The organism is Wolbachia endosymbiont (group A) of Sphaerophoria taeniata (assembly GCF_947250735.1).
Taxonomy (GTDB): domain Bacteria; phylum Pseudomonadota; class Alphaproteobacteria; order Rickettsiales; family Anaplasmataceae; genus Wolbachia.
This window is the reverse complement of record NZ_OX366344.1, coordinates 1,310,751-1,335,885: the sequence shown is the minus strand read 5'-3', so window position 1 is coordinate 1,335,885 and position 25,135 is coordinate 1,310,751. Positions and strand designations below refer to the sequence as shown.

23 protein-coding genes are annotated in these 25,135 nt (G+C 36.1%); 13 read left to right on the top strand and 10 right to left on the bottom strand.

The annotated features are described in order from the left end of the window. From lgt to OOK84_RS06550, 5 genes are all read left to right on the top strand, one after another. Positions 1–792: a prolipoprotein diacylglyceryl transferase gene (gene lgt / locus OOK84_RS06570; protein ID WP_264731741.1), complete on the top strand. Its 792-nt coding sequence runs from the start codon at positions 1–3 to the stop codon at positions 790–792. Positions 793–1,880: 1,088 nt separating this feature from the next. Then, a complete protein-coding gene (gene ruvA, locus OOK84_RS06565) occupies positions 1,881–2,462 on the top strand; it encodes a Holliday junction branch migration protein RuvA (RefSeq protein WP_264731739.1) in 582 nt (193 codons plus the stop codon). After that, positions 2,459–3,433 (top strand): Holliday junction branch migration DNA helicase RuvB, encoded by a 975-nt coding sequence (gene ruvB, locus OOK84_RS06560; protein ID WP_264731738.1) that lies wholly within the window; start codon positions 2,459–2,461, stop codon positions 3,431–3,433. Before ruvA ends, ruvB begins: the two co-directional genes overlap by 4 nt. A 183-nt stretch (positions 3,434–3,616) precedes the next feature. Beyond that, complete coding sequence (locus OOK84_RS06555; RefSeq protein WP_264732605.1) at positions 3,617–4,552, top strand: hypothetical protein; 936 nt, start codon at positions 3,617–3,619, stop codon at positions 4,550–4,552. Positions 4,553–4,608: 56 nt separating this feature from the next. Then, entirely contained in the window at positions 4,609–5,118 is a 510-nt protein-coding gene (locus OOK84_RS06550; RefSeq protein ID WP_264731736.1) for a DNA-3-methyladenine glycosylase, read from the top strand. Between the two features lie 19 nt (positions 5,119–5,137). Here the strand turns inward: OOK84_RS06550 and purF are convergent, their stop codons facing one another. Genes purF through OOK84_RS06535 form a run of 3 tightly spaced genes read right to left on the bottom strand, consistent with a single transcriptional unit; the run spans position 5,138 to position 9,164 of the window. Then, positions 5,138–6,523: an amidophosphoribosyltransferase gene (gene purF, locus OOK84_RS06545; RefSeq protein WP_264731734.1), complete on the bottom strand. Its 1,386-nt coding sequence runs from the start codon at positions 6,521–6,523 to the stop codon at positions 5,138–5,140. A 25-nt stretch (positions 6,524–6,548) separates the two neighbouring features. Further along, on the bottom strand, positions 6,549–7,652 hold the full coding sequence (rodA, locus tag OOK84_RS06540; protein ID WP_253309566.1) for a rod shape-determining protein RodA: 1,104 nt from the start codon (positions 7,650–7,652) through the stop codon (positions 6,549–6,551). Between the two features lie 45 nt (positions 7,653–7,697). Next, positions 7,698–9,164, bottom strand: a complete 1,467-nt coding sequence (locus OOK84_RS06535; protein ID WP_264731732.1) for a proton-conducting transporter transmembrane domain-containing protein — start codon at positions 9,162–9,164, stop codon at positions 7,698–7,700. A 64-nt stretch (positions 9,165–9,228) separates the two neighbouring features. Here OOK84_RS06535 and OOK84_RS06530 point away from each other — a divergent pair, with 64 nt between their 5' ends. The 3 genes from OOK84_RS06530 to virB9 all read left to right on the top strand — a co-directional run bounded on the left by OOK84_RS06530 (position 9,229) and on the right by virB9 (position 10,974). Then, positions 9,229–9,543, top strand: a complete 315-nt coding sequence (locus OOK84_RS06530; protein WP_264731730.1) for an NADH-ubiquinone oxidoreductase subunit NDUFA12 family protein — start codon at positions 9,229–9,231, stop codon at positions 9,541–9,543. 2 nt (positions 9,544–9,545) lie between these two features. Next, positions 9,546–10,001: an outer membrane lipid asymmetry maintenance protein MlaD gene (gene mlaD / locus OOK84_RS06525; protein ID WP_264731726.1), complete on the top strand. Its 456-nt coding sequence runs from the start codon at positions 9,546–9,548 to the stop codon at positions 9,999–10,001. Between the two features lie 187 nt (positions 10,002–10,188). Beyond that, positions 10,189–10,974: a P-type conjugative transfer protein VirB9 gene (gene virB9, locus OOK84_RS06520; protein WP_253309562.1), complete on the top strand. Its 786-nt coding sequence runs from the start codon at positions 10,189–10,191 to the stop codon at positions 10,972–10,974. Positions 10,975–10,988: 14 nt separating this feature from the next. Here virB9 and OOK84_RS06515 read toward each other — a convergent pair whose 3' ends face one another. The 7 genes from OOK84_RS06515 to der all read right to left on the bottom strand — a co-directional run bounded on the left by OOK84_RS06515 (position 10,989) and on the right by der (position 20,870). Next, the gene (locus OOK84_RS06515; RefSeq protein ID WP_264731724.1) at positions 10,989–11,585 is read right to left on the bottom strand and encodes a ribonuclease HII; all 597 of its coding nucleotides are present in this window, start codon (positions 11,583–11,585) and stop codon (positions 10,989–10,991) included. Between the two features lie 6 nt (positions 11,586–11,591). Continuing rightward, positions 11,592–12,572, bottom strand: coding sequence for a phospho-N-acetylmuramoyl-pentapeptide-transferase (mraY, locus tag OOK84_RS06510; RefSeq protein WP_264731722.1), 981 nt, complete (start codon positions 12,570–12,572; stop codon positions 11,592–11,594). Positions 12,573–12,686: 114 nt separating this feature from the next. Continuing rightward, positions 12,687–14,015 carry a hypothetical protein gene (locus OOK84_RS06505; protein ID WP_264731721.1) on the bottom strand — a complete coding sequence of 443 codons (1,329 nt, stop codon included), beginning with the start codon at positions 14,013–14,015 and terminating at the stop codon, positions 12,687–12,689. 4 nt (positions 14,016–14,019) lie between these two features. Further along, positions 14,020–18,330, bottom strand: a complete 4,311-nt coding sequence (locus OOK84_RS06500; protein ID WP_264731719.1) for a collagen-like protein — start codon at positions 18,328–18,330, stop codon at positions 14,020–14,022. Positions 18,331–18,500: 170 nt separating this feature from the next. Continuing rightward, the gene (locus OOK84_RS06495; protein ID WP_253302799.1) at positions 18,501–19,043 is read right to left on the bottom strand and encodes a demethoxyubiquinone hydroxylase family protein; all 543 of its coding nucleotides are present in this window, start codon (positions 19,041–19,043) and stop codon (positions 18,501–18,503) included. After that, on the bottom strand, positions 19,018–19,548 hold the full coding sequence (locus tag OOK84_RS06490) for a disulfide bond formation protein B (protein ID WP_319803084.1): 531 nt from the start codon (positions 19,546–19,548) through the stop codon (positions 19,018–19,020). Before OOK84_RS06490 ends, OOK84_RS06495 begins: the two co-directional genes overlap by 26 nt. Then, positions 19,545–20,870, bottom strand: coding sequence for a ribosome biogenesis GTPase Der (gene der / locus OOK84_RS06485; protein ID WP_264731714.1), 1,326 nt, complete (start codon positions 20,868–20,870; stop codon positions 19,545–19,547). The genes OOK84_RS06490 and der overlap by 4 nt, the downstream gene beginning before the upstream one ends. Before the next feature lie 134 nt (positions 20,871–21,004). Here der and OOK84_RS06480 point away from each other — a divergent pair, with 134 nt between their 5' ends. The 5 genes from OOK84_RS06480 (at position 21,005) to OOK84_RS06460 (ending at position 25,123) form a co-directional block, all read left to right on the top strand. Then, the gene (locus OOK84_RS06480; RefSeq protein WP_264731712.1) at positions 21,005–21,148 is read left to right on the top strand and encodes a hypothetical protein; all 144 of its coding nucleotides are present in this window, start codon (positions 21,005–21,007) and stop codon (positions 21,146–21,148) included. Positions 21,149–21,236: 88 nt separating this feature from the next. Then, the gene (locus OOK84_RS06475) at positions 21,237–21,755 is read left to right on the top strand and encodes a hypothetical protein (RefSeq protein ID WP_264731710.1); all 519 of its coding nucleotides are present in this window, start codon (positions 21,237–21,239) and stop codon (positions 21,753–21,755) included. 203 nt (positions 21,756–21,958) lie between these two features. Beyond that, positions 21,959–22,906 (top strand): IS110-like element ISWpi12 family transposase, encoded by a 948-nt coding sequence (locus OOK84_RS06470; protein WP_264731046.1) that lies wholly within the window; start codon positions 21,959–21,961, stop codon positions 22,904–22,906. Positions 22,907–23,127: 221 nt separating this feature from the next. Beyond that, positions 23,128–23,481 carry a hypothetical protein gene (locus OOK84_RS06465; protein WP_264731708.1) on the top strand — a complete coding sequence of 118 codons (354 nt, stop codon included), beginning with the start codon at positions 23,128–23,130 and terminating at the stop codon, positions 23,479–23,481. Positions 23,482–23,596: 115 nt separating this feature from the next. Continuing rightward, positions 23,597–25,123 carry an acyl-CoA carboxylase subunit beta gene (locus OOK84_RS06460; RefSeq protein WP_264731706.1) on the top strand — a complete coding sequence of 509 codons (1,527 nt, stop codon included), beginning with the start codon at positions 23,597–23,599 and terminating at the stop codon, positions 25,121–25,123. The last annotated feature ends 12 nt before the right edge of the window (positions 25,124–25,135 follow it).

Here is a 25,135-nt window from a genome sequence, read left to right as displayed (position 1 = left end):
ATGTCTTTAAATCCAGTAATTTTCAGCATCGGTCCTGTTTCTATATATTGGTATTCCTTAGCTTACGTTTTGGGTATAGTGTCTGCATATTGGTATTTACACAAGCTAGACGACCAAAAAATATTTACTAAGAATTTTTACGATTCGTTATTAACAGCCACTATTATAGGCATTATCCTTGGAGGTAGACTTGGCTACGTATTGATATATGATCCAGTTCTTTATATAAGCAACCCTATCGAGATATTGAAGACCTGGGAAGGAGGAATGTCATTTCATGGTGGTACTATAGGAGTTTTGCTTGCAGTAATAATTTCGTGTAAAAGACATAACATTCCTATATTTTATGCACTGGACCTAGTTTCTTGCGGAGTTCCCATAGGTTTATTTTTAGGTCGCATAGGCAATTTTATAAACGGAGAGTTATTTGGCAGAGTTACAACTATGCCATGGGGTATGGTATTTCCAGAAAGTGGTGATAATTTGCTGCGTCATCCAAGCCAGCTTTATGAGGCACTTTTTGAAGGACTGCTACTTTTTGCAGTTGCAAATTCACTGTTTTTCTTGACTAGAATAAGACTGTATCACGGTGCGTTAACTGGTATTGCAGTTATGTGGTATGGGGTAGCACGTTTTTTCGTTGAGTTTTTTCGCGAACCAGACTATCAAATTGGCTATTTGTGGCTTGATTTAACTATGGGGCAGTTGCTTTCTATACCTATGGTTTTGCTAGGAATGCTTGTATATCTAGGCGCATTAAATTTAAAATTTAATACGAAATCTGTTACATAGAGGAAAGGTGAGTTTAATAGAAAAATGTAGCCAGAAACCCTACATCATGCACAATTGTACGAATTTTCTGCGTTGCAGTAGAATGAATGTGAGATCCGGTGTCATTCCAGCGTGTGACGCTAGGCCATAAAACTTGCTTGACAAACTCCGCCAGCCCCCTTATTATGACAATCAGGGTATTTATGACTCAAAACTTGTTTTTGACCTGCAGGCTCAATGACAAAATTCAGTAAAAAACTCAGGGTATTTATTGGCGGATTACATAAAATTATAGCGGCTGCATGTCTTTTTTATTTTTTCTACATTCAGCCAAATCGCGCTTATTTTAAGCGTTAGCACATTATTACAGCGCCACTTACAGTAATATAGAGTCAAAACTCGCACCACGGGGCTTCTTTTGCCTTTTTTTTCCATTTGGTAAATTTCTTAATGTTTGTAGCTAAAGCAATTTAAGAGACCGAAAATGGTGTCATTCCAGCGCGTGACGCTGGAATCTAGTCTTTATTATGCAGCCACTTATTTAAAGTTAAGTTTTCTGGATCCAAGTAGTCAAGCTACTCGGATGACACCTTGACGATTTGAAGAATCGTCATCCCGCTACGTGTTAGCGGGATCTATGCTAAGAGATACCGCGAATGAATCGCGGTATGACGGTCTGCGGCGATATGACGGTTCGCGGTGGCATGACGATAACTTCGTCATCCCGCTACTTATTAGCGGGATCTATGCCAAGAGATACCGTGAATAAATCACGGTATGACGTCTCGCTTGCAACCTATAGCCTTGTCATTCCAGTGCTCCTTTTTTTGTCATCCCAGCGTCACGCGCTGGTTTCAACATTATATCATGGACAAAATAAACTTTCTAAAATTCATTGAACTGTGCTTTCAAACGGTGGTGCCGGGGTGTGAGTATAATGATTATCAGTATATAAAAGTCATAGCAGACAGACTTGAAGCGGCAAATGTTGGCAAAATGTGTCAAGGAAGTTTTTCGTTTCTATGATCTACTTGGCTCTCTGTTATAATGTTCGTTTGCTTGACCTAAGATCCAGGAGTATTTAAACTGAACCCTATACAGTGCTAAAAATGATAGGAAATCTAAGCGGAATAGTTGATGAAGTGCGCAGTGATCACATAATCCTGAATGTGAATGATGTTGGCTATATGGTGTATCTCTCAGCCAAAACTTTAAATGCATGTTCCATCGGAAGTAGAGTTAAATTACTTATCGAAACCTATGCAAATAACAGAGAAAATGTCGCTCAGCTATATGGTTTTATAAGCAAAGAAGAACAGCAGTGCTTGAGGTTGCTTGTTAAAGTAAGCGGTGTTAGCTACAAAACTGCAATGTCAATTTTGAGTAAATTAACTCCAGAACAGCTGTTTCTGGCAATTATGAATGAAGATAAAGTAGCACTCAAGATGAGCGGACTTGGCCTGAAACTCATAAATCGAATCATCACTGAATTAAGTGGCAAAGTGAGTAAATTAGAAATAAATAACAATAATTTTCATCCAATCAATGAAGATGCCCTTTCAGCATTGATCAATCTTGGGTATGAAAAAATGAAAGCTTATGATACGATAAAAAAAATACAAGACGAATCGTCAAATCTGGACACCAAGGATATTATTCGCATGGCGCTTAAGGAGCTCTCAACATTATGAAATCAATATCGTGCGGTAAAGAATATACTGAAGATGCGCGCAATATCAACATCAGGCCTGAGCAACTTGATGATTTTGTCGGACAAAAAGACTTAATACAAAATTTAAAAGTGTTTATAAATGCTGCAAAGACGAGAACTGAAGCTTTAGATCACGTTTTATTGTATGGTCCCCCAGGACTTGGCAAAACAACTTTAGCACAAATTGTTTCTAAAGAATTAAGGGTCAGCTTCCGCGCAACTTCTGGTCCTTTACTTAGTAAAGCTGGGGACTTGGCTGCAGTGCTTACCACTTTAAATGCAAAAGATGTTCTATTTATCGACGAAATCCATAGATTAAATCGCAGCATCGAAGAAGTTTTATATACTGCTATGGAAGATTTTTGCTTGGACATATTAGTAGGTGAAGGTCCATCTACTCGCACTTTAAGGATAGATCTACCACCATTTACGTTAATCGGAGCAACTACACGGCTTGGATTACTTTCTGCGCCACTCAGAGATCGTTTTGGCATTCCCTTGCATCTTGAGTTTTATTCTTTTGAAGAACTGGTTAATATTATAAAAAGAGGCGCAAGAGTTCTTTCTACTGAAATTGAAGAAAATGCAGCACGGGAAATTGCCTGCCGTGCACGTGGCACTCCAAGAATTGCTTTGAGGTTACTCAGAAGAATAAGGGATTTTGTTGAAGTGAAAGATGATAAAAAAATCACTTATGAAGTCGCTGATTCTGTATTGCTAAAATTGGGTGTAGACAAAATGGGACTCAATAAACTTGATATGCATTATCTAAGATTTTTATTCAACACCTCAGGACCTGTTGGAATTGACACCATATCTATTGCGCTATCCGAAGATGTTGGCAATATTGAAGAAACAGTAGAACCTTATTTAATCAAAATTAGTTTTGTAAAGCGCACACCAAGAGGGCGCGTTCTAACCGATCAAGCAAAGGAATATTTGAGCCTTTAATATAAAAAATTTTGTTGCTGTAATTATATGTTGACCAATTGATATAATGCTCGTACGCTAGCATTATGTGTTAACGATAATTGAGGGTATATATTAGGCAAGATTACATAACTCTGGAAAAAGCTCTGGGAAAGCATTCCAGTTTTTCGCAACAAGGATAAAGTTAAAAGTCCTCATGTGCCTATGGTGGAGGAACTTCCTTCTGATGATACAACTTTAAAACCGGATAAGAAAAAGCCAGAAGAGCATCTTACCCTTCTAAGTAATAAAGCAAAGGAGAGCGGTAATTCTGATAAAACAAAAGGACTTCCTAGCGATTTGAGCACTCAGGATATACCTAAATCAACACCAGACAAGAATAAGCGTAAATATGTCGAGTTAGAAAGCGATGAAGAATGGAATAAGTTCTTTGCATTACAGAACAACCCTTCTACCAATACCACAAACCAAAAACCTTTTTCTCCAAAGAAAGGAGAATCTCAGTATCACGGCAAAGAGATTGTAGGCAAAATTGCTGACCAAATTAAATCAGAGATATCTGAAGATATGAAAAATAATACCATAGGGTCCATAATGATAAAAGAAGGCAAAAGGGAAGGGAATGTTGTTTACCCTTCCGTGAGAGTTGTGTTGAATGTTAGTAAAGAAGGAGTAGATATAGCTAAACTTCTGAGTGGTAATATATGTAAAAAGTACAATGTAAAAACAATTACATTTTGTCATTCTAATCAGGAAAAAAAGAGAGGGGCATGTTGCTATATTAATGATAAAGGGGAAAGAGTTTATGAAATAATTAGTGGATTATATGAAATGACTTTAAAGTGGTATGTTGATGGAAAAGAATGTAAAATTAAAATTAATATTGACGATAAGAATAGTGTAAAGCTCCTTGAAAGCAACGGTGTTACTGAAGAACAGTTACGTGCAAACAAAGAAGTAAAAGTAGGCAAGAGACGTGAACCAAAGTCTTTACATGAAGCATTAGCATCACAATTGCCACAAACACAATTACAACAAAGCTCTGAAGAAGTAAAATTTTTGGAGCAGCCTTCAACAAATGTAGAAGACTTGAGCGGCGCACCACAAAAGCATCAAGCTTCTGCTGCTCAAAATAGGTAAAGTAGTGAAAATTCAGTATAAGTTGCTTGCATTTGCAAGTAACTTATACTCTTATAATGAGCAACATAATACTACCAAGAAATTTCTACGAGCGGCCGACCTTAACTGTAGCTGGAGAGTTATTGGGAAAAGTCCTCAAATTTTCTAACTTTAGTGGAATAATAACCGAAGTTGAAGCCTATATAGGAATGAATGACCCAGCTTGTCACGCGGCAAGAGGCTATACTAACCGAACCTCAGTAATGTTTGGTATGCCGGGGTTTTCATACGTGTATTTTATATATGGAATGTATTACTGTTTAAATATTGTAACAGAAGCAGAAGGGTTCCCAGCAGCAGTGTTAATACGGGGATTAAAGCTCATTGAACCGCTTGAAGCAAACTTAGGCGGACCAGGAATATTGTGCAAAAGATTAAACATTACAAAAGAACACAATAAACTGGACCTTACTATAAGCCACAAATTTTGTATTTATGAATCTCACCTCAACCCGGATTATGTGTGCACTCCGAGAATCGGAATTAGTAAAGGCCAAGAGAAATTTTGGCGGTTTAAGATTTTCTAAACTTAAGATCTTGCGTAGACTATTTGCCAATCGGATAATCACCAGTGAAACAAGCATCGCAATATTGTGGTGTAGCATTGTTACGCACCTCTCCTTTAACAGCCTGATATAGTCCATCAATACTCAAGAAGGCTAGGCTATCTACTCCTATAACTTCCTTAATTTCCTCTACAGATTTATTTGCAGCAATTAAATCTTTGCACTCTGGCGTATCTATTCCATAAAAACAAGAATGCTTAATTGGTGGGCTTGAAATTTTGAGGTGAATCTCTTTTACTCCTGCATCCTTTAGCATAACTATTATATTTCTGAGCGTACTACCACGCACTATACTATCATCTATTAAAATTATGTTTTTACCTTTCAAAGTGTGCTTATTAGCATTGAATTTTAATTTTATTCTAACTTTACGTACTTCAGCGGTTGGTTGTATAAAAGTTCTTCCTATGTAATGATTACGAATTATCCCCAGTTCCATAGGTAATCCTGAATGCTTTGCATATCCAATAGCTGCAGGTATTCCAGAATCAGGTATTGGTACAACCATATTTACATTGTTTTTTGGTGGGCTCTCTTCTGCAAGTATTCTCCCTATTTCTTTTCTTATATCATATATGGACCTATTCTCCATTATGCTGTCTGGTCTCGAAAAGTAAACGTATTCAAAAATACAAAAACTTGATTTTTGCTGTGGGAAAGGAAACATTGAGGCTAGCTTACTATCCGAACTGATGGTAACTAATTCGCCTGGTTCTATTTCTCTAACAAACTCTGCATTTATTATATCAAGAGCACAAGTTTCAGATGCAAGAACGTAAGAACCGTTTAACTTTCCTAAAACAAGAGGCCTGATTCCAGATGGATCACGTACTCCAATAACTACTTCTTGATTGATTGCCACAAAAGAATAAGCACCTTGTATTTGCTTTAATGCATATATAAAACTCTCTAAAAAGCTATCTTTTTCACCGCTTGCTGTCAGATGCACTACTACTTCTGTATCAATATCTGACTGAAAAACGCACTCTTGTTTAATTAATTGTTCGCGTATCGGAGAAATATTAATTAAATTACCATTATGTGCTATGGTAAAATCCCCAAATTTGCCACTTTTGCCAAACATGGGCTGCACTCCAAATTTACTACCACTTGTTGAGTATCGAACGTGACCTATTGCACAATCTCCAGGTAAGGATTTCTTTATTTCATCTATATCATCAAATACGCTGCTCACTTGACCTTGAAAGTGATAAGAGTGCAGCTTATCGTTGTTACTGGTTACTACGCCAAAAGACTCTTGACCTCTATGCTGCAAAGCGTGGAGAGCAAGTATAGAGTTAAATGCAGCATCGTTATTGCAGCTTATACCAAATACTCCACATTCCTCACGCATTTCATCTAGCATAAAAACTATTAAGTAAAGTTTAATTTTACTTTAGCATAGGTGAAATACAAGCATTTTGTTGTTCATCTGCTTTTATTGCCAGCAATAATCCTATGCATATCAAGCTTGCAGCAGTTGTACTTCCTCCATAGGAAAGAAATGGCAGTGGATCGCCTATCACAGGCAAGAGGCCTATTGACATTCCAATGTTTATAAAAAAATGAGCGCCAAAAAAAGCAAAAATCCCGATAGATACTAACTTAGAAAAATAATTTTTCGACCTATAAGCGATAGAGAAAATTATGCCAAGTAATGAGGTATAAAGCAAAATTAAAGCCATGCTACCTAAAAAGCCCCACTCCTCACTCAGCACTGCAAAAGCAAAATCCGTACGTTTCTCCGGCAAAAATCCAAGTTGAGTTTGACTTCCGTTAACAAAGCCCTTACCAAGCAAACCTCCTGAACCAATAGCTATCTGAGATTGCTGCGCATTATAACCTATTCCAAGTGGATCCACTGATGAATCCAAAAACGACAATATCCTTTGCTTGTGATAAGGACGTAAAAAAGGCCAAATAGCCGGTACTGCAAAAATGCCAAGCGTCCCACAAATTACTAAATGAGCTCTTTTTATTACTGCTGTGAATATAATTGATGCTCCTATAAACAACATTATCACAGCTGTGCCTAAATTAGGTTGCTTTAACACCAAGAATACAGGCAAGAAAATAATTATTACCGCCTTAAGCAATCTTTTAAATTCCATCATTTTATACACACTTTGCTTATCAAAATAACGAGCAAGCGCAAGTATTAAGCCTACTTTTGCAAATTCTGATGGTTGCAAACTAATTGACCCAATTCTTATCCACCTCGTCGCACCCATTATGTGCGAGCCAAAAAAATTTACTGCTAATAGCGAAATCGCTGCTGCTATATAAAAAAAGTAGGCGTGCTTCAAATAAAAATCTAGCTCTATGAATGACATAGCTATAGCGAGTAGGAAAAAGAAGGAAAATATGACTATTTGGTGAATTGCAAATGGTACCCACTTTCCTCCAGCAGAAGAGTATTGAACAGCAATGCCAACGCAAAACAGCACTATCACGTTAATGACTAATAACCAATGAATCTTCTTCAGCCTATCCACACTTATAACCTTAAAGTATAGTAAAATATGAAACAAAGATAAAAATCAAAAAACCAACTTCTCAACTACTAACCGAATTGGAGTGCTATATATTCCAGTTACTATTGTTAAAGCTGCCATAAACAATAGACAGAAAAGCATAGGAAATGGCACATCATTAATTTTGCCTAGTGTCATTCCAGCGCTTGATGCTGCACTATTTTCAAAATACATTTTCTCTACCATCTTCCACATGTATATTAGTGCAAGAAAAGAACCGGCAGCAAAAGCTATCAGGGAAATCCACGCGCGAGATTCTATAACTGCTTTCATTATATACCATTTGCTTACAAAGCCATTTGTTAGCGGCACACCGACTAATGCTAAACTAAGTAGAGTAAACGCAAGTGCTGTATAAGGCATTGATTTCTTGAGTCCCGATAAATTCTCTATTTTTGTTGTATCAAATTTGTAAGAAATACATCCTGCAGCCATGAATAAAGATGTTTTTATTATGCTGTGGTTTACTATGTGAAGAATTGCTGCAAATACACCTGTTTTTGAGTTAAAACTCAGTGCTAAAATTATATAACCAATTTGGCTGACACTAGAATTAGCAAGCAGTCTTCTTATATCTTTTGCAGTTATTGCAGATATTGACCCAAATATAACAGCGCAAAGTGCGAGGATAATTATCACGTTGCTTAGTGATGGTTTAAATAAGAAGAAATTCTGATGGAAAACAGTATAGAAGATCCTAATGAAAACATATATCATCACTTTTGTCACTGTGCCTGAAAAGAATATGCTAATGAAACTTGGCGCCTCACTATATGCATTAATCAGCCACCTGCTTAATGGAAACAGTGCCATTTTAATTGAGAGACCAACAAAAATGAACAATGTGCCAAGTTTTATGATGTTGTTATCGTATAATGGAACTATTCTTTCAGCCATGTCAGACATATTGAGCGTTCCTGTCATGGAGTACAAAAGCCCAACACCAAACAAGTAAAACGTTGCCCCTATAGTGCCACTAATTAGATATTCAAATGCTGCAACCAAGGCTTTTTTATCCCTTCCCATTGAAACTAATACATAAGAAGAAAGAGATGAAATTTCCAAAAAAACATAAAGATTGAATATGTCGTTTGTTACTAGAATCCCGAGCAGTCCGCTTAAGCACAGTAGAAATAGAGAGTAAAAACCAGTGATTTTGTTTTTGCTAATTTCTTTTTCGTTAATATAAAAGCTATAAAGCACGCTAATCAGCGCTATAAAATTCACCAAAGTTAGAATCAAGGAGTTTAACACGTCGATTCTTAACTCTATTCCATGCGGAGGAGCCCAATTTCCAAGGTGATAAGTTATAATCTCGCCTCTATATGTTTTTATGAGTAGTATTGATGAAATGATAAGAGTGATTGTTGTTGCAATAAAAGAAATAAACCAAGATACCTTGTGTTTCTTGGTAAGAAAGCAAAACATTGATGCAATTATTGGTATAATAACTTGTAAAATTGGTAATTGCATTAAATTGTTGTTAATATATCGTTAAAGTATTAGTATATATAATACTTTTTGTTTTAATACTCTTATGTTATCTAAAATTTGTAACGCAATAAAACGCCTATTACGAAGAGAAGATAAATTTGTAGGAAGAGATGAAAATGGAAATTCTTACTATGAATCAAGTAAAGGGAAAAGGTGGATTATGTATAGCAGTGTTTCTGAGCCTACAACAGTGTCTCCGGAATGGCATATATGGCTTCACTATACTGATAATGTAGTACCAGTTAATAATAAAAAAAGAAAAGTAAAACATACTCCTAATTTAACGGGTACAAAAGATGCATACTATCCAAACCAAAAAGTGAAAAATTACTATAAAAGCTGGAGTCCTGATAACTAAAGATGCGAAGGTCAAATATACTTGAAATAACCGCTGGATTATTTGTATTAATTTTCACTATTTTTCTGGTTTTCTTTGCTATTGATAAGCTATCTTACATAAAGAAAAACTACAAGGATTGCTATAAAATATATGGTCTTTTTGCTAACGCTAACGGTATAGGAGTTGGTGATAGTGTCAAGATCTCTGGTGTGGACGTTGGAAGCATAACTGGTGTGTCACTTGACAAAGCTACCTACATAGCACGAATCGATATGTGCGTAAGCCGAGATATAAAGTTGCCAGTTGATAGCTCAGCTCTGATCACTAGCAGTGGAGTTGTTGGCAGTAAATTTGTTAATATATCACCTGGATCAGATATTAAACTAATCTTGCACGGTGGTAAAATAGAGTATACTCAAGCTGAAGCAAATATGGGTGGAATAATGGACAGAATTCTTGGTATGTTTACGAAGTGAAAATGGCAGGATTCCAAGTATATCCGTTCAGGTGAAGCCTCCTGTAGTTCTAAAGTATTTAAGGAGTTTGCCTTATTTCTTGCCTTTTCTACCCCTTGCTAACCTATAATTGGGGTTTATAGTACAGCTTAACAGTTGCAGTGCATGTCTATCAATGATAAAATGAAGATTAATTTATTTTGATATTATGATTGGTTTACTGTTTGCCGTACTGTTGTTTTTTTGTGGTAGTGATGCACTTGCAAAACAGGAGCCACGTTCAATAGCTGGAGATAATCACATAAAGGTAATAAATTATAACCCACAAGCTATACATAAGTATACGGGTTTTTATGGTTATCAATCCAGCATATTGTTTGAACCAGGGGAGGTAATACAAAACCTTTCAATGGGTGATTCAACTGGTTGGCAACTCCTTCCTCAAGGTAACAGATTGTTTATTAAGCCTATAGATGATATTGCCGATACTAACGCAACTATAATTACCAATAAAAGAGTTTATTACTTTGAACTTCATGCTGAAGAAGCAACTGGACTAGATGATCCAAAATTAGCATATGAAGTAAGGTTTCTTTATCCATTATTTAGCAGTGATGAGATTTACACAACAAATAACGGCGATATCTTCGAACAAGCTAGTCATACCATTATTCCTGATATAAACGACATTGAAGTTGTAAAGAAGGGCTTAAATTTTAATTATTCCATCTCGCACGTTAAAGGCAGTCAGTCAATAATACCAATTAAGGTTTTTGATGACGGAAAATTTACATATTTACAATTCAATAAAATAAACTCTGATTTCCCGGCAGTTTTTATGGTTGATTCTGCAGGGTATGAGTCTTTAGTAAACTTCCGTACAGCTGACAACTACCTGATAATCGAAAGGGTGAGTTCAGTGTTTACCTTAAGGAATGGATCAAGTACAGTTTGCCTATTTAATGAAAACATGCCTTTCAAAAAAGGTAAGTGATTACTATCTAAAGGCTATAATGCCCGAGATATGGGTGCAAAGTTTTTTCTATGATGTTCTGTAATTCCATAAAGGCCAATAGCGTTAAGGTGCTCTTTTGTCCCATATCCTTTATTTTTATACCAATTATATTCAGGATGCTTATTGTGCAATTCTTGCATAAGCCGATCTCTCGTAACTTTTGCAACGATTGAAGCTGCTGCAATTGATGTACTCAAATTATCACCATTTACTATGGATTTCACTTGCCATTTCACTTCAGGTGGTTGATTACCATCAACTAGCACATAATCTAATTCTAGGTCCAGGTCTATCAACGCACGTTTCATTGAAAGTTTTGTTGCTTGCAAGATATTGTATGAATTTATTTCTTCTACGCTTGCCATTCCTATACCAAATTTTGCAACGGATGTTATTTTTTCATATAGGACTTGCCTACATTGAGGAGTCAACTTTTTCGAGTCGTTGATTCGATCAATAATTGTATTTCTATCAATAAACACTACGGCTGCGGATATTACTGGACCAGCTAGCGGACCTCTTCCAACTTCATCCACTCCTGCTATCACTCCTGATAATTTATTTTCTAATGTAAAGTCTGGGTATTTCATAGGTTTTTATAATAAGAAAGTTATAGTAAAAACTGAACAGATAATAGAAATTATCCAAAATTTCATAACGATTACATTTTCTGACCATCCCTTCTTCTCAAAGTGATGATGTATTGGTGCCATAAGAAAAACTCTTTTTCCTTCTCCATATTTAAACTTTGTATATTTAAAATATGATATCTGAATAATCACAGATAGAGTCTCTATTACAAAGATTATTCCAATAACGGCAAAAAGCATTTCTCTCTTCATTAAAACGCTAGTTAACCCTAAAGCTGCACCAATTGACAGGCTTCCAACATCACCCATAAATATTTTTGCTGGATGTGTGTTAAACCACAAGAAACTTAAAATAGCTCCTATAAATGCAATGCAGAATAAAGTAATATTCATATCTCCTTGAGTTATATATGCAATTAGCCCCAAAAAAGCAAAGGAAGTGATGACTTGAGTTGCAGCAAGGCCATCCAAACCATCTGTGAGATTCACAGCATTAGCAGAGCCGACAATTACAAACGCAGCAAACGGAACATATAGATAGCCAAAGTCGATTATTACTCCTTTAAATAGAGAAGTTTTTGTAAAACCTTCAGCAGAGTATAGCTTAAGTATAGACATACTAACCAGAGTTACAATAAACTGAATAAGTATTTTGGTTTTTGCACTTAAACCTCGATAGTGATTTGTCTTCAATTTTAAATAATCATCAATAAATCCAAGTAGAGCAAAAAATAGAGTTATCAATATCAGCAGCAAAATTTCTAGTGTTAACTGAGCCCAGAGTAAAATTGGTAATAAAGAAGAAATCAGTATTATTATTCCGCCCATAGGTGGTACATTCTTTTTTGTTATTAAATGACTTTCTGGTCCACATGATCTAATTGGTTGCCCATCTTTACTTATTTTTTTTAGAAGCTTTATAAAATAGGGAAAAAGAATAAACCCAAAAACAAATGAGGTAAAAAATACTTTTGTAGCTAAGATCATCTGCTTACTTAAATTGACTAAGTATCATACCACCTATAGCTAATAAAGCCAACTTCTGTCATCCTATAGCCTATTCCTCTTTTACTTCATTTTTTCCTAACTTGGTGCGTATAATTACAATAACTCTGGAATGGTGTGAAGAATTATATTGTTATCTTCTGCAAAACAAAATTCGCTATTTTTATCTGTCCATTTATACATTTCTTTTAGATTAATCTCAGAAGAATCATAAGTATCATATTCCGTTTTTTTATGATAATCATAATAGTGAAACTTATTATTTTTATCAAAATAACCAAATTCATCAGTCAATGTAGCCTTTTTTTCACCCTTTCCACTATTTATTACTTCGAACACTACAGCTTGATGGTTACCTAGAGAATCTGGTTCAGCAATTCCTTCTGTAATAAAAAACGATGGCCGATGGCTAAGTAACTCACCAAGATTTAGGTTACGTTTTTCTTTCATACAACTCAAACTTATGAATTTATATTCATCTGAAACGTTCGAATACTGTGGATCGTATTTTTTATATTCAAAGAATTCATTACCTAAAAAATTACAAAACGTTAATTTATAATCATCATTATTAAATTTAACAACTTTTAAATAGTGAAAATCTCTTGGGATAACTACCTTCTCTTGTGTAACATGATTACGCATGACCAATTGATCATTGAACATGTAGTAACCTATTTTTGGAAGAGTAGCTATGGGCTTATCATTCAAGGCAACATTTGCTTCATAGATGTTATCCGATAACTCTTCCCCTTTTTGCAAAGTGAATTTCTGCTTTTCGTTGTTAGTCTCGGTTAAATTGCCTATTATTGTTGATACATCACTTATTGTTAATACATCACATTTATCTTTTGTGTATTGATATTTATAGCAACCAACATCTTTACACACTGAAAGACACTTTCCATTTTTGTCTGATATATAGATATAATCACCTTCTATTGTAAAATAAAGTCCACCATTTTCTCCTTTGATCTTCTGTAGTACTGGATCATTTTCATCATTAAAATTGATGAAGTTTAGTACTTCAGTTGTTGTACTGTGTCTAGAAATGGGTAATTTGGCACCAAAATATGGAATATCTTCTATGTGGTAAAGCGAAATCTCTATTGGTTTTGATCTAAGCTTTTCTATAATATTGTCCCTGTTTGCACTTATGATATCTTCTTGCTGTATAATAAGATTCTCTTCTTCACCATCTTTATTTTTCACTTTCAGAGGTGATTTTCCCTTATATAAAACTATTTCATCACCCAGCTTCTGTAACTTTAAATCACTAATAATATCACCCAACTCAGCCGTACCAATGTGTGAACGAATAGTATACTTGTTGTTATTAATCTCTAACCTGTAATATGCAGTAGGAAGTTTAATCAGCTTCTTATAGAGCGGATCTTTATTATCTATTCTAAATGTATTTCCCATACTATTACCTTAAACAATTAACAGCCTTCAGATCAATCGCCTTGAAACTACTTGGAGGAGTGACATCGCTCATAAAACTCCTTGGCTGCTCGTTATCTGTTGCTGTTTTCTCAATATTAACAAACCCCCTTTGTTGCTCATTGTTTTCTAATGTTCTTTCCATACGATCTTTGAAAGTAGTCAAAAATCTATCAGTTTGTTTGTAATTTGGACATGATTTTTTTGCAGATAAATATAAGAGTTTTAACAGCTCATTACGACTTTCATCATTAAATAATGACCTATCTAGAATGGTTGACTGTAGTTTTACTGGATCAAAATTTAGGCTTTTCTTTGGAATGCCGCATTTTGAAGCTGTTTCTTCTAATACTTTTTCAAATTTTATAGCAATATCTGCTGCATCTATTATTTTTACCACTTGATTAAGCTCTTGTATTTTATTCTCTATTTTATATTCATCTTGTTTTACAAAAGGATAAAAGAAATTTATTACTTGAGATATAAATGAAGTTGGTCTACCTGCTCCACTTGTCACTGGCAGATTGTCTGAATTTTTAATTTCCCTCTTCTTTATACGTGCAGTACAAACTTGATCTGTAGGTTTTGTTTTACAAAATATATCCTTTACCTTACTATAAAGTGCTTGAGTATTTTGTTCTGATTGAAATGCTTTATCAGCAAAATTGTCAGCCTCTTCTTTAAAATCTTTAGCTTCTTTGGCAGATTTTTCAGAAGCGCTTTTAGCTACCTCTGCTGCTTTCTGAGCATTCTGAATTTCAATTTTTGTTTGATTCATCTTGCGCAGAAACTGATCAGCAACTGCAGCACCTATTCCATCTTCTCCCTTTGAGCCTTTAGGACCAGGCGCTCCTGTGTTGCCTTTAGGACCTACTAGACCTTGAGCACCTTTTTCTCCTTGCGTGCCATTCAAGCCTTGTGGACCTGGCAATCCATCCATTCCTGGTGCTCCAAATTCACCTCTATCTCCCTTGAGACCAAGATCACCTTTTATTCCAGGCATCCCTGGTAATCCATCTACTCCTTTGTCACCTTTTAATCCAGCCGTACCCGGCGCTCCGGTATCTCCTTTATCACCCATATCGCCTTTAGGACCTATGTCTCCCTGATCACCTTTTATTCCAGGCATCCCTGGTAATCCAACATCACCTTTCTCCCCTTGCATGCCATTCAAGCCTTGTGGACCTGGCAATCCATCCATTCCTGGTGCTCCAAATTCACCTCTATCTCCCTTGAGACCAAGATCACCTTTTATTCCAGGCATCCCTGGTAATCCATCTACTCCTTTGTCACCTTTTGGACCTACTCGACCTTGAGCACCTTTTTCTCCTTGCGTGCCATTAAAGCCTTGTAGACCTGGCAATCCATCCATTCCTGGTGCTCCAATTTCACCTCTATCTCCCTTGAGACCAAGATCACCTTTTATTCCAGGCATCCCTGGTAATCCAACATCACCTTTCTCCCCTTGCATGCCATTCAAGCCTTGTGGACCTTGTATTCCTGGCAATCCATCTACTCCTTTTGCACCCATATCCCCTTGATCACCTCTAGGACCTACTAGACCTTGAGGACCTGTATCTCCCTTTGCTCCCGGCAATCCATCTGTTCCTGGTGCTCCAAATTCACCTTTATCCCCTTTTAGACCCTGAGAACCTTTCTCCCCTTGCGTACCATTAAAGCCTTGAGAACCTTGTATACCTTCGTCACCTTTTTCTCCAGGTATTCCTGGCGCTCCATCTGCTCCTTTATCTCCCTTACCACCTTTTGGTCCTTGAACTTTTCCTGGATTTTTCCTTAATTCTTCTGAAATGCTTTTTGTTAGCTCAGTACTGTTTGCAAGTTTCTCTACCAATGTATCATTGTCAGCACTACTTAGTAACGCGTCTGCTAACTCTTGAGCTCTGTCATCAATTAGTTTAGTAGCTATTCCTTCGTGAATATTTTCATCATAAAGTCTTCCTATAATCTGTTGCTCTAGCAGTAAATTTCCATCTTTATCACGATATTCAAGTACTTTATTCGCAATGGTTTCATTGTCAATTAATTTTTGTGCAACCCCAGTATGCAGACTTGAACTGCCTGCAAGTTCTTCCATTAACATTTTTCCACTGGAATCAGTGAAGTTAAGCATCATCTCCTTAAACCCAGTGGCTCTAGTAGTGACTAGCTTATCTGCAACTTCTTCAGGATTTGCATCCATGCCACTATGCCCTTGTTCACCCTTTGCGCCTCTTGAACCAGAGAGGCCCTTGAAACCTCTAGGACCTTGTGGACCTACTAAACCTTGATCACCTTTATTTCCTTGAGGGCCTCTTGGACCTGCATTTCCTTGGTCACCTTTTTCTCCAGGCATTCCTGGCAACCCAGTATCCCCTTTATTACCAGACACACCTGGCGCTCCAGCAACTCCTTGAGGACCTACTGGACCTGAATCTCCTTTATCACCTTTAGGACCTACTCGACCTTGAGCACCTTTTTCTCCTTGCGTGCCATTAAAGCCTTGTGGACCGGTTTCTCCTTTTAGTCCAGCCGTACCCGGCGCTCCGGTTTTACCTTGTTCGCCTTGTGAACCAGGTTCACCTTTCCAACCTCTTGGTCCTTGGGGACCAGCTTTTCCCAGTTCTCCCTTTTTACCCTCTGGACCTATTGGCCCTTGAGGACCACTAATACCTTTCTCTCCCTTTGTTCCACTTGGACCTTGTGGGCCTATATTCCCCTTTGAACCTTTCAATCCCAGTTCTCCAAGATCTCCTTTTGGACCCCGCGGACCAACTTCTCCTTTTAATCCTTGCTCACCTTTTATTCCTGGTTGTCCATCTAACCCTGGTCGTCCTGGTGCACTGGGCTCACCTTTTAAACCTTTAGGACCTGGATAACCTGGCTCACCTTTAGGACCTACTGGACCTGGAGAACCAACTTCTCCTCTTAATCCTTGATCGCCCTTTTCACCCTTTATACTTTTTTTAAAGTTTTTATCATTTGCAATGTCCTTCGACAGATCTTGAGTAACATAGTTCTCAAGTGTTTTACCTTTTAATTCAGTTATAGGTGTATTAAACAGCACTTTTTTGAATCTTTCTAGTTCACTTGATAATAAAATAGCTGCCACATTCTCGGGCTTTGCATCTCTTCCTGGCTCACCTTTTTGACCTGGATAACCTTTTCCACCTGGAAGACCTGAATGATCTCTAAAGCCTGGCGACCCAGGCTCGCCCTGTCTACCTTTTTCACCTGGAATACCTCTAGGACCTGGAAAACCTTCATAACCTCTTAGACCTTTATCACCTGGAGGACCTCGATAACCTGGAGGACCTCGATAACCTGGAAGTCTAGGCATTCCTTCTACTTGTTCTGTATGTCTTAATTGCTTAATTTGCTCTTTTAAATGTTGAACTTCTGCTTTTAAGTCTTCAAATTCTCTAGTATTCACCACATCAACCTCCAAAAAGTTACCAAAATTTTCTAAGTTATAATAATAAGGATATAAAGCTAAGTTATGATCGTATTTATACCCAAAAGAATTAGGGTTTAACGAATAGAAGTTTTTGCATTCGCCATTTTCATCCGATATGCAGCCAACGTAATTGTCACCTAACTTTTCTGTTGTGAAATAGCTATTTTTCACATTCAATCTCTTTATTTCATGAAAAGGAGATAATTTGAAATCATCACTTCTCCTATCGAATATTGGAACAACATTATTCAACATACCAACCTTACTACCAGTGGAGTTATGTATTTCAACGCTCTTATAAAATTTGTATTCATATTGTGATTCTTTAAAAACATTGTCTCCAATTCGTATATCAAGTCTACTGCCAATAAGACTCATATTTTTACTACTTATTACATCTTTTGGATCTATTAAAACCTTACTACTTTCAAGTGGTTTAAATTTTATAGAACGTGTATCATAATCATATACATGAACATATTCACCATTCTTGCGGGATTGAGGTATAAAATCAATAGTAGCTATACTAATAATATTGCCATCATGGTAATAATAGTAATATTCACCTGAGTCAGTAACCAAAGCTAACTTGTTGTCATCTCCTACTTTTTCTAGCTTTAGTTGTAGTCCTTGAGATAAACCATTCAGCACCTTTTGTGTTCCACAGATATAGTCAATCACAATAAGGCGCTGATCTATAGGCTCATCAATAATAACGTAAGATGTAGTAGGTAGACTAACTGTTGTTTCGCTATTTACTCTTACTTTAGTAGTTATCACATAACGAGCTGCGTTACTACAGTCTTTACCTGGGGCATCTTCCTTTTCTAGTTTAAAACGCATTTTCCCTTCCTTTGTGGTCTATGTTTTATACACAGTTAATTTACAAACACTAATTATTGATTAATAATGGTGATATGTAAATATAGTTATAAAATAATTGTTACACTTGAATTTCTTCCTGGTTTCTGTTGTCATCATAACATTAAAAACACTTTAAGAAAGCTGCTTAGTTAAATTAACTTGGACAAGTAAATAGCAGTTTTGCAGCCTGTTTTTATGAATGAAGATAAAATGTTGTAGCCAAATGCGCTTTCAGCATTGTGCTGAATTGCAATATCTCTGTGTTCTAGCTCCTCATCGCGGAATTTACTTATAGTTTCTCTCAATTCTCCATCTTCTAAATGTGAAACTTGCTCTTTGTAGTGCTCCCCTATAACTTCTTCAACTGCAGCAGTGCAAGCCATAGCAGCTTTTTTGCCCATAATGGCAGTTGCAACGCCAAGTGACACTCCTAAAACACGCCAAACTGGCAACAAAACAGTAGGACGAACTTTTTGCTCTTTGATTTTCTCATTAAAATAGTGAAAATGCTTTTTTTCCTGCTCTTCCATTTCAATTATTTCATTGATTATAGAAGATTTTTTAAGAATAAATTTTTGACCAGAATAAATGCAAATAGCTCCATATTCCCCAGCATGATTTACTCTAATTGCCTGTTGCAAGAACTGATTGTTGCTGTACCTTAAATTATTTAGATTTCTTTCTTTCTCCACAATACACCTTACCTGATACGAACAGAGCTGCTATGAGATAAATTAAATTCCATGTTGCTAAGGAAACACCTAGAACGTAATGAGGTCTGTCACAAGATGGAGAGTAATTAGGATTTAGTAGATTATTTCTGAGCTCTTCTATACTAACGTTACCACTTGCTTGCTCTGTACAACCTAAAACATCATGAAATAAGTGGAGTTCAAGACCTACATGATAAAAAGATATTACTGCACCTATGAGGTAGCTGCAAAACATTGCATAGATTAGAATTTTGTTGTCTTTAAGCATGCATACTACTGCAAGTAACCCTGCAACATAGTAAACTACCCGCTCGTATGTACATAACTTGCATTGCAGCATGTTGAAAAAATATTCTAGCACATATGCAAAAATTAGAGCAAAAGCACTTGATAGCAGAAAGATTGTAGGAATTCTGGAGTTATTACACACGACTTTAAGTAAATTATTATAAAGACCCCTGAAAGTATAAAGCAGAGTATTCATTTTGCATAGGGATTTTTATTTTTTTTCAAAAGTAATCTGACTGGCACACCATCTACGAAGAAATTTTTTCTAAGATCATTAATTAAATAGCGTTTATAACTTTCATCAACACTTTCAGGTATGTTACATATCAAAGAAAAAGCTGGAGGTTTAGTACCAATTTGAGCGATATACTTCATTTTAACTGCTTTACCTTTTACAAGCGGGTGAGAGTGCCTATCTAAAGCATCAATTAGCCACTTATTCAGTTTTGCAGTGCTGACTTTCTTGTTCAAAGATTCACTCACTTCAAGACACTTATCTATCACATCGCCGCAGCGCATGCCTTTCAATGCAGAAATTGTTACAGTTGGCACTTCCAAGAATAACCGAGTCACTTCCTGTTGTTTGACAAATTTTATTAACTTACTTCTGTCATCCTTAGCTATTAAATCCCACTTATTTAAAACAACAATAATCCCTTTCCCTCCCTTAATTGCAGCTTCACCAATTGATAAATCCTGCTGCTCAATACCAACTAGGGAGTCTAGCATTAAAACTACCACATGAGAGCGCTTGATTGATTCTAAGCTTTTTTCAACAAATCTTGATTCTAAGTCATCTATAACATTCGCCTTTCTGCGGATTCCTGCAGTATCAATGAGAGTAATTAGCTCCCCATTATGATCATATACAATATCTACAGAATCACGTGTGGTGCCTGGCTCTGAATTCACTATTACTCTGTTTTCTGTAAGTAGGCTGTTTAAAAAAGTTGATTTTCCGACATTTGGGCGACCGATGATTGCAATTCTAAGTTTACTGGACTCACTGCCCAATAGATCAGTGTTTTCGTTCAAATTTTCAATAACATCAGCTAATGCATCATAAAGATCAACCATGCCAAGATTATGTTCGGCAGAGATATACACCGGGCCAAGAAAATCAAAAAACTGCAAATAATCAACATTTTCAGACTTATGACTCTCGCATTTATTTGCTATCAGTATCACAGGTTTATTTATTTTTCTCTTCAGCCACTTTGCAAATTCTTTGTTTTGCTCATTTTGCACTTTTGCGTCAACAAGAAAGAAAATTATATCTGCACTCAATAAAGAAAACTCTATTTGCTCAATAACTTGTAGTGAAAAATTAGTTTGGTCGTTCCATCCTCCTGTATCTATAACTTTAAACTCTAAATCGCTAATTCTGCCTATTCCTTCTCTTCTATCTCGTGTAACCCCTGGAATATTGCTGACCACCGCTGCTTTTCTTCCCACCAATCTATTAAAAAGAGTTGATTTACCAGCATTTGGTAGGCCTACTATAGCGATTTTTAGCATAATTTAAGAGCACCTTCTATACACAGTAAATTATAACCGAAATCTTGCAATTTAACTATTGACTTTATAGGTTATATCAATATTCTCAAGTCAAGATATTTTATCTTAACTTTATTATGTGAAATGGAGGAGTTATGTTAAAGCTAGAGCAAATAGAAAGTGTAGGTAATGGAAAACTAGAACAACAAGGGTCACAAAACCATTCATATAAAGATATAAAGCGTCCAGAAAAGACGGATGAATTCCTATTAATTAGGACAGTATATAAACAAATCTGAGAGAGAGAAGCGGAAAAAGATCCTAGAGCAAGTAGAAGATATAGAAAAAAAATATAAAGTGCTTTCTGATAGTCAGATTGCGGGAAAAGTGGTTGACGAATTACTAGAAATTGTAAAGCTTGCATATCAGGACCAAATTATGTTTGGTATGCCGTATGGTTTGGTGCATGGTATACTATCTAATGAAGAAAAAGAACGAGCAGCAAAAGAAATATCACTGATAGGGCACTTGATAAAAAATATAGACCTAATCAAAAGACAAAATTTAAGCCTTGAAAATAGTGAAAAAGAAAAGTTGGATTCTCTTTGCTCAAAGATAACTGATTTAATTTCAACAGGCACGTATGTGAGTAAAGAAATCTTGGACTTGTGTTGCAACAATATACCAATAAATTCGGCTCTAGAAGAAAAGCGTAACAGCTACTTATTGAGCCTAGAGAAAGCTGTGTGTGACAGTATTGAAAATGACAAAAAAGAAGGAATTGTAGTAGAAAGAGATAATAAATTTTATTGTGTAAAATGTCCAGAAGAAAGTGTGATCACTCCTGCAAAGTTTATGAATTCTCCGGAATTTAAGGATTTAGAATATTGTAAGTCAAAAATATGATATAAAGGAAATAAGAGGGAAAGATAACCCTACTCACTATAGGGATAGGGTTATCACGGGCGTGTGCGACCGGCAGAATATTGGTATTACAACCGTGTCCATCAAGGTACACTAGCCCATCTCTCGATACGTTTGAATAGTTGTGTGGGACATGTATATGCACCCGTTTACAATCTTAAATTAATTAAACTATCGAGGTTATAATGATTACATCTTATCAAAATTTTATTGGCATTGATATCGGGAAATTTAAAAATGTTGTTGCAGTTCACGAACAGAAGAATACTGTAGGATTTGACAATAATACTTCTGGCTGGCAACAATTGTTTCAAAAGTTTTCAGATATCCTACCTAATTCTTTAGTAACTTTAGAAAATACAGGAAAGTATGAGCTTGGTTTATTACATTTTCTTGTTGACAAAAATATTGCCACACATCGAGCTAATACCCGTAAAGTAAAAAGCTTTATCTTGTCTCACGGAACTTTAGCAAAGTCTGATAAATCAGATGCAAGAGCTCTTGCTCAATATGGATTTGAACGTCACAGCACTATCTCTCTATTTGTACCCACTTTTGAAAATCAATCAACCTTGGTTGCACTTTGTCAACGTCGTGATGACATTACGCAAATGAGAGCTCAGGAAAAATGTAGACTGGCAGCACCTGAAAATGACCATATAAAAGAAAGTTGTCAAAAAACTATCGAATTCTTTAATATTCAAATAGATGAACTCAATAATACTATACAAAAAATTATTGATGAAAGCCGTGAGTTACAACAACGTCAAAAAATCCTAAAAACAGTTCCTGGAATAGGTCCAAAGTTATCTCAAGATTTTCTCTGTTTAATGCCAGAGCTTGGTTACTTAAGCAGGAGAGAAGTTGCAAGCCTTGCTGGGGTTGCACCTTATCCAAAAGAAAGTGGTAAAACTATTGGATACCGAAGAATAACAGGTGGTAGAAGCAATGTTCGTGCAAAACTTTTTACATCTGCCATGGCTGCTGCAAAGTCCAAATCTGCACTTGGTGCCTTTTATTCTAAGCTTGTTGAAAGTGGTAAGAAGAAGATGGTAGCTATAACAGCTCTAATGCGTAAAATTATAGTAATTGCTAACGCAAGGCTTAAAGAAGCAATTAATTTGAATATTTAAAATTTACATAGCAGTAATTGAAATGAATATTGTGAATAAGCACTTTAAGTTTGTGCGGACGTGCTTATTCACAATAGCTTAAACGGAAATTGTTGCAGCAGCTGTTTGATATAGAATTCTGTTTCTATGACAAACGGGTTTTTATTATCTATATGGTTGGGTAAAGTTGCAAAATTATACAAATAAAAAATTTAAAAAACATAGTTGATGGTGCATTGCTAATGGGAGAAGGAGATAATATAATTCGGACACGAAATGGGCAATATCATGATATGAAAGGCAAAGTAAAGATGACTTTTAAAGTAGATAATGGTGAAATGATTGAAATGATTTTATCTTCTGAAAAAGCTGAGAGTTTTGGTGCAATAACAGTACAGATGGATGATAAAAGTTGTGAAATCTTCTCAAAGTACCTTGAAGAGCTAGAAAAAGAATCTCGTGTAAGCAAGGTCGTCGAAGCTGCTAAAAGTTTTGTGCAAAGTAAAACTGTTTCACCTCCTCTTTCTTCTATGGGCGATACTAATACATCCAATCACCTTGAAAACATTGGCAAGAGCGCTGAACAGAGAAGTTGAGAAGCAATAGCTGTCCACACATACACTGTTGCATATAGCAATAGTGTATGTGTATAGTTAATAGGGTTTGTAAACTTAATAAAGTCTACAACTAATTTGAAAACTACTTTATTGTATGCAAGACTTTGAAATACTAGAAAATCTAAAAACCAAAGCACTAGAAGCTGAAAAAGGAGGCGGTTCTAACAGAATCAATAAACAACACGAAAAAGGGAAATTAACTGCTAGAGAAAGGCTCAGTGTATTACTCGATGAAAATTCGTTCGAAGAGTACGATAAATTCGTGAAGTATCACGCAACTGATTTTGGCATGCAAAATGCTAATTTTTTAGGTGATGGAGTAGTGATTGGTCATGGTACTATCTTCGGCAAGAAAGTTTTTGTTTATTCTCAGGACTTTACTGTCTTTGGTGGATCACTTGGTGCATCACATGCAAAAAAAATATGCAAAATTATGGATATGGCAATTAATGCCAGGGTTCCAATTATCGGACTAAATGATTCTGGTGGAGCCAGAATTCAGGAAGGAGTAAATTCCCTTGCTGGTTATGGAGAAATTTTCCAAAGAAACGTAAATGCATCGGGCGTTATACCACAAATCTCTTTAATTATGGGTCCATGTGCAGGAGGGGCTGTTTATTCTCCAGCATTAACTGACTTTACTTTCATGGTAAAGAATAGTTCATACATGTTTATAACCGGACCAGATGTAGTAAAAAAGGTTACCTATGAAGATGTAAGCTTCGAAGACCTCGGTGGAGCAAAAATTCATACAAGCAAAACAGGAGTGGCAGATTTTGCATTCAATAATGATGTTGAAATGCTGCTAAAAATGCGTGAATTCCTTACCTTTTTACCAGCAAATAATCAAGAACCACCGAAATCTGTACCAACCTGTAATGATGTTAATGAGATTGATGAATCCTTAAACACTCTAGTTCCTACCAATCCTAACACTCCTTATGATATGTATGAACTCATTGAAAAAGTTTGTGATGAGAAGAAATTCTTTGAACTAAAACCTGATTTTGCTCGTAATATTATAATTGGTTTTAGTAGAATTGGAGGAAATACTGTTGGTATTGTTGCAAATCAACCTATGCACCTTGCAGGATGTTTGGATATTGATTCTTCAAGAAAAGCTGCAAGGTTTGTAAGATTCTGTGACGCATTTAACATTCCCATCATCACACTTATTGATGTTCCGGGGTTTTTACCTGGTACAAATCAAGAATACAATAATATAATACAACACGGAGCAAAGTTGCTTTACGCTTACGCTGAAGCGACCGTGCCGAAAATTAGCCTTATCACTAGAAAAGCTTATGGTGGTGCATATATCGTTATGAACTCGAAACATTTAAAAGGTGACATAAATTATGCTTGGCCAACTGCTGAAATAGCTGTAATGGGCCCTGAAAGTGCAGTTGAAATTATATTTAGGCATGAAAAAGACCAGCAAACGTTAATCAAAGAATATAAAGAGAAATTTGCTAATCCATTTTTTGCTGCATCACATGGATACATTGATGACATTATAGTGCCAAGTAAAACAAGGCATTACTTTTGTAAAGCATTAGAGCTACTCAAAAACAAGAAAGTAGAAAGGATATGGAAAAAGCATGATAACCTGCCTCTGTAACTTTCTTCTAAG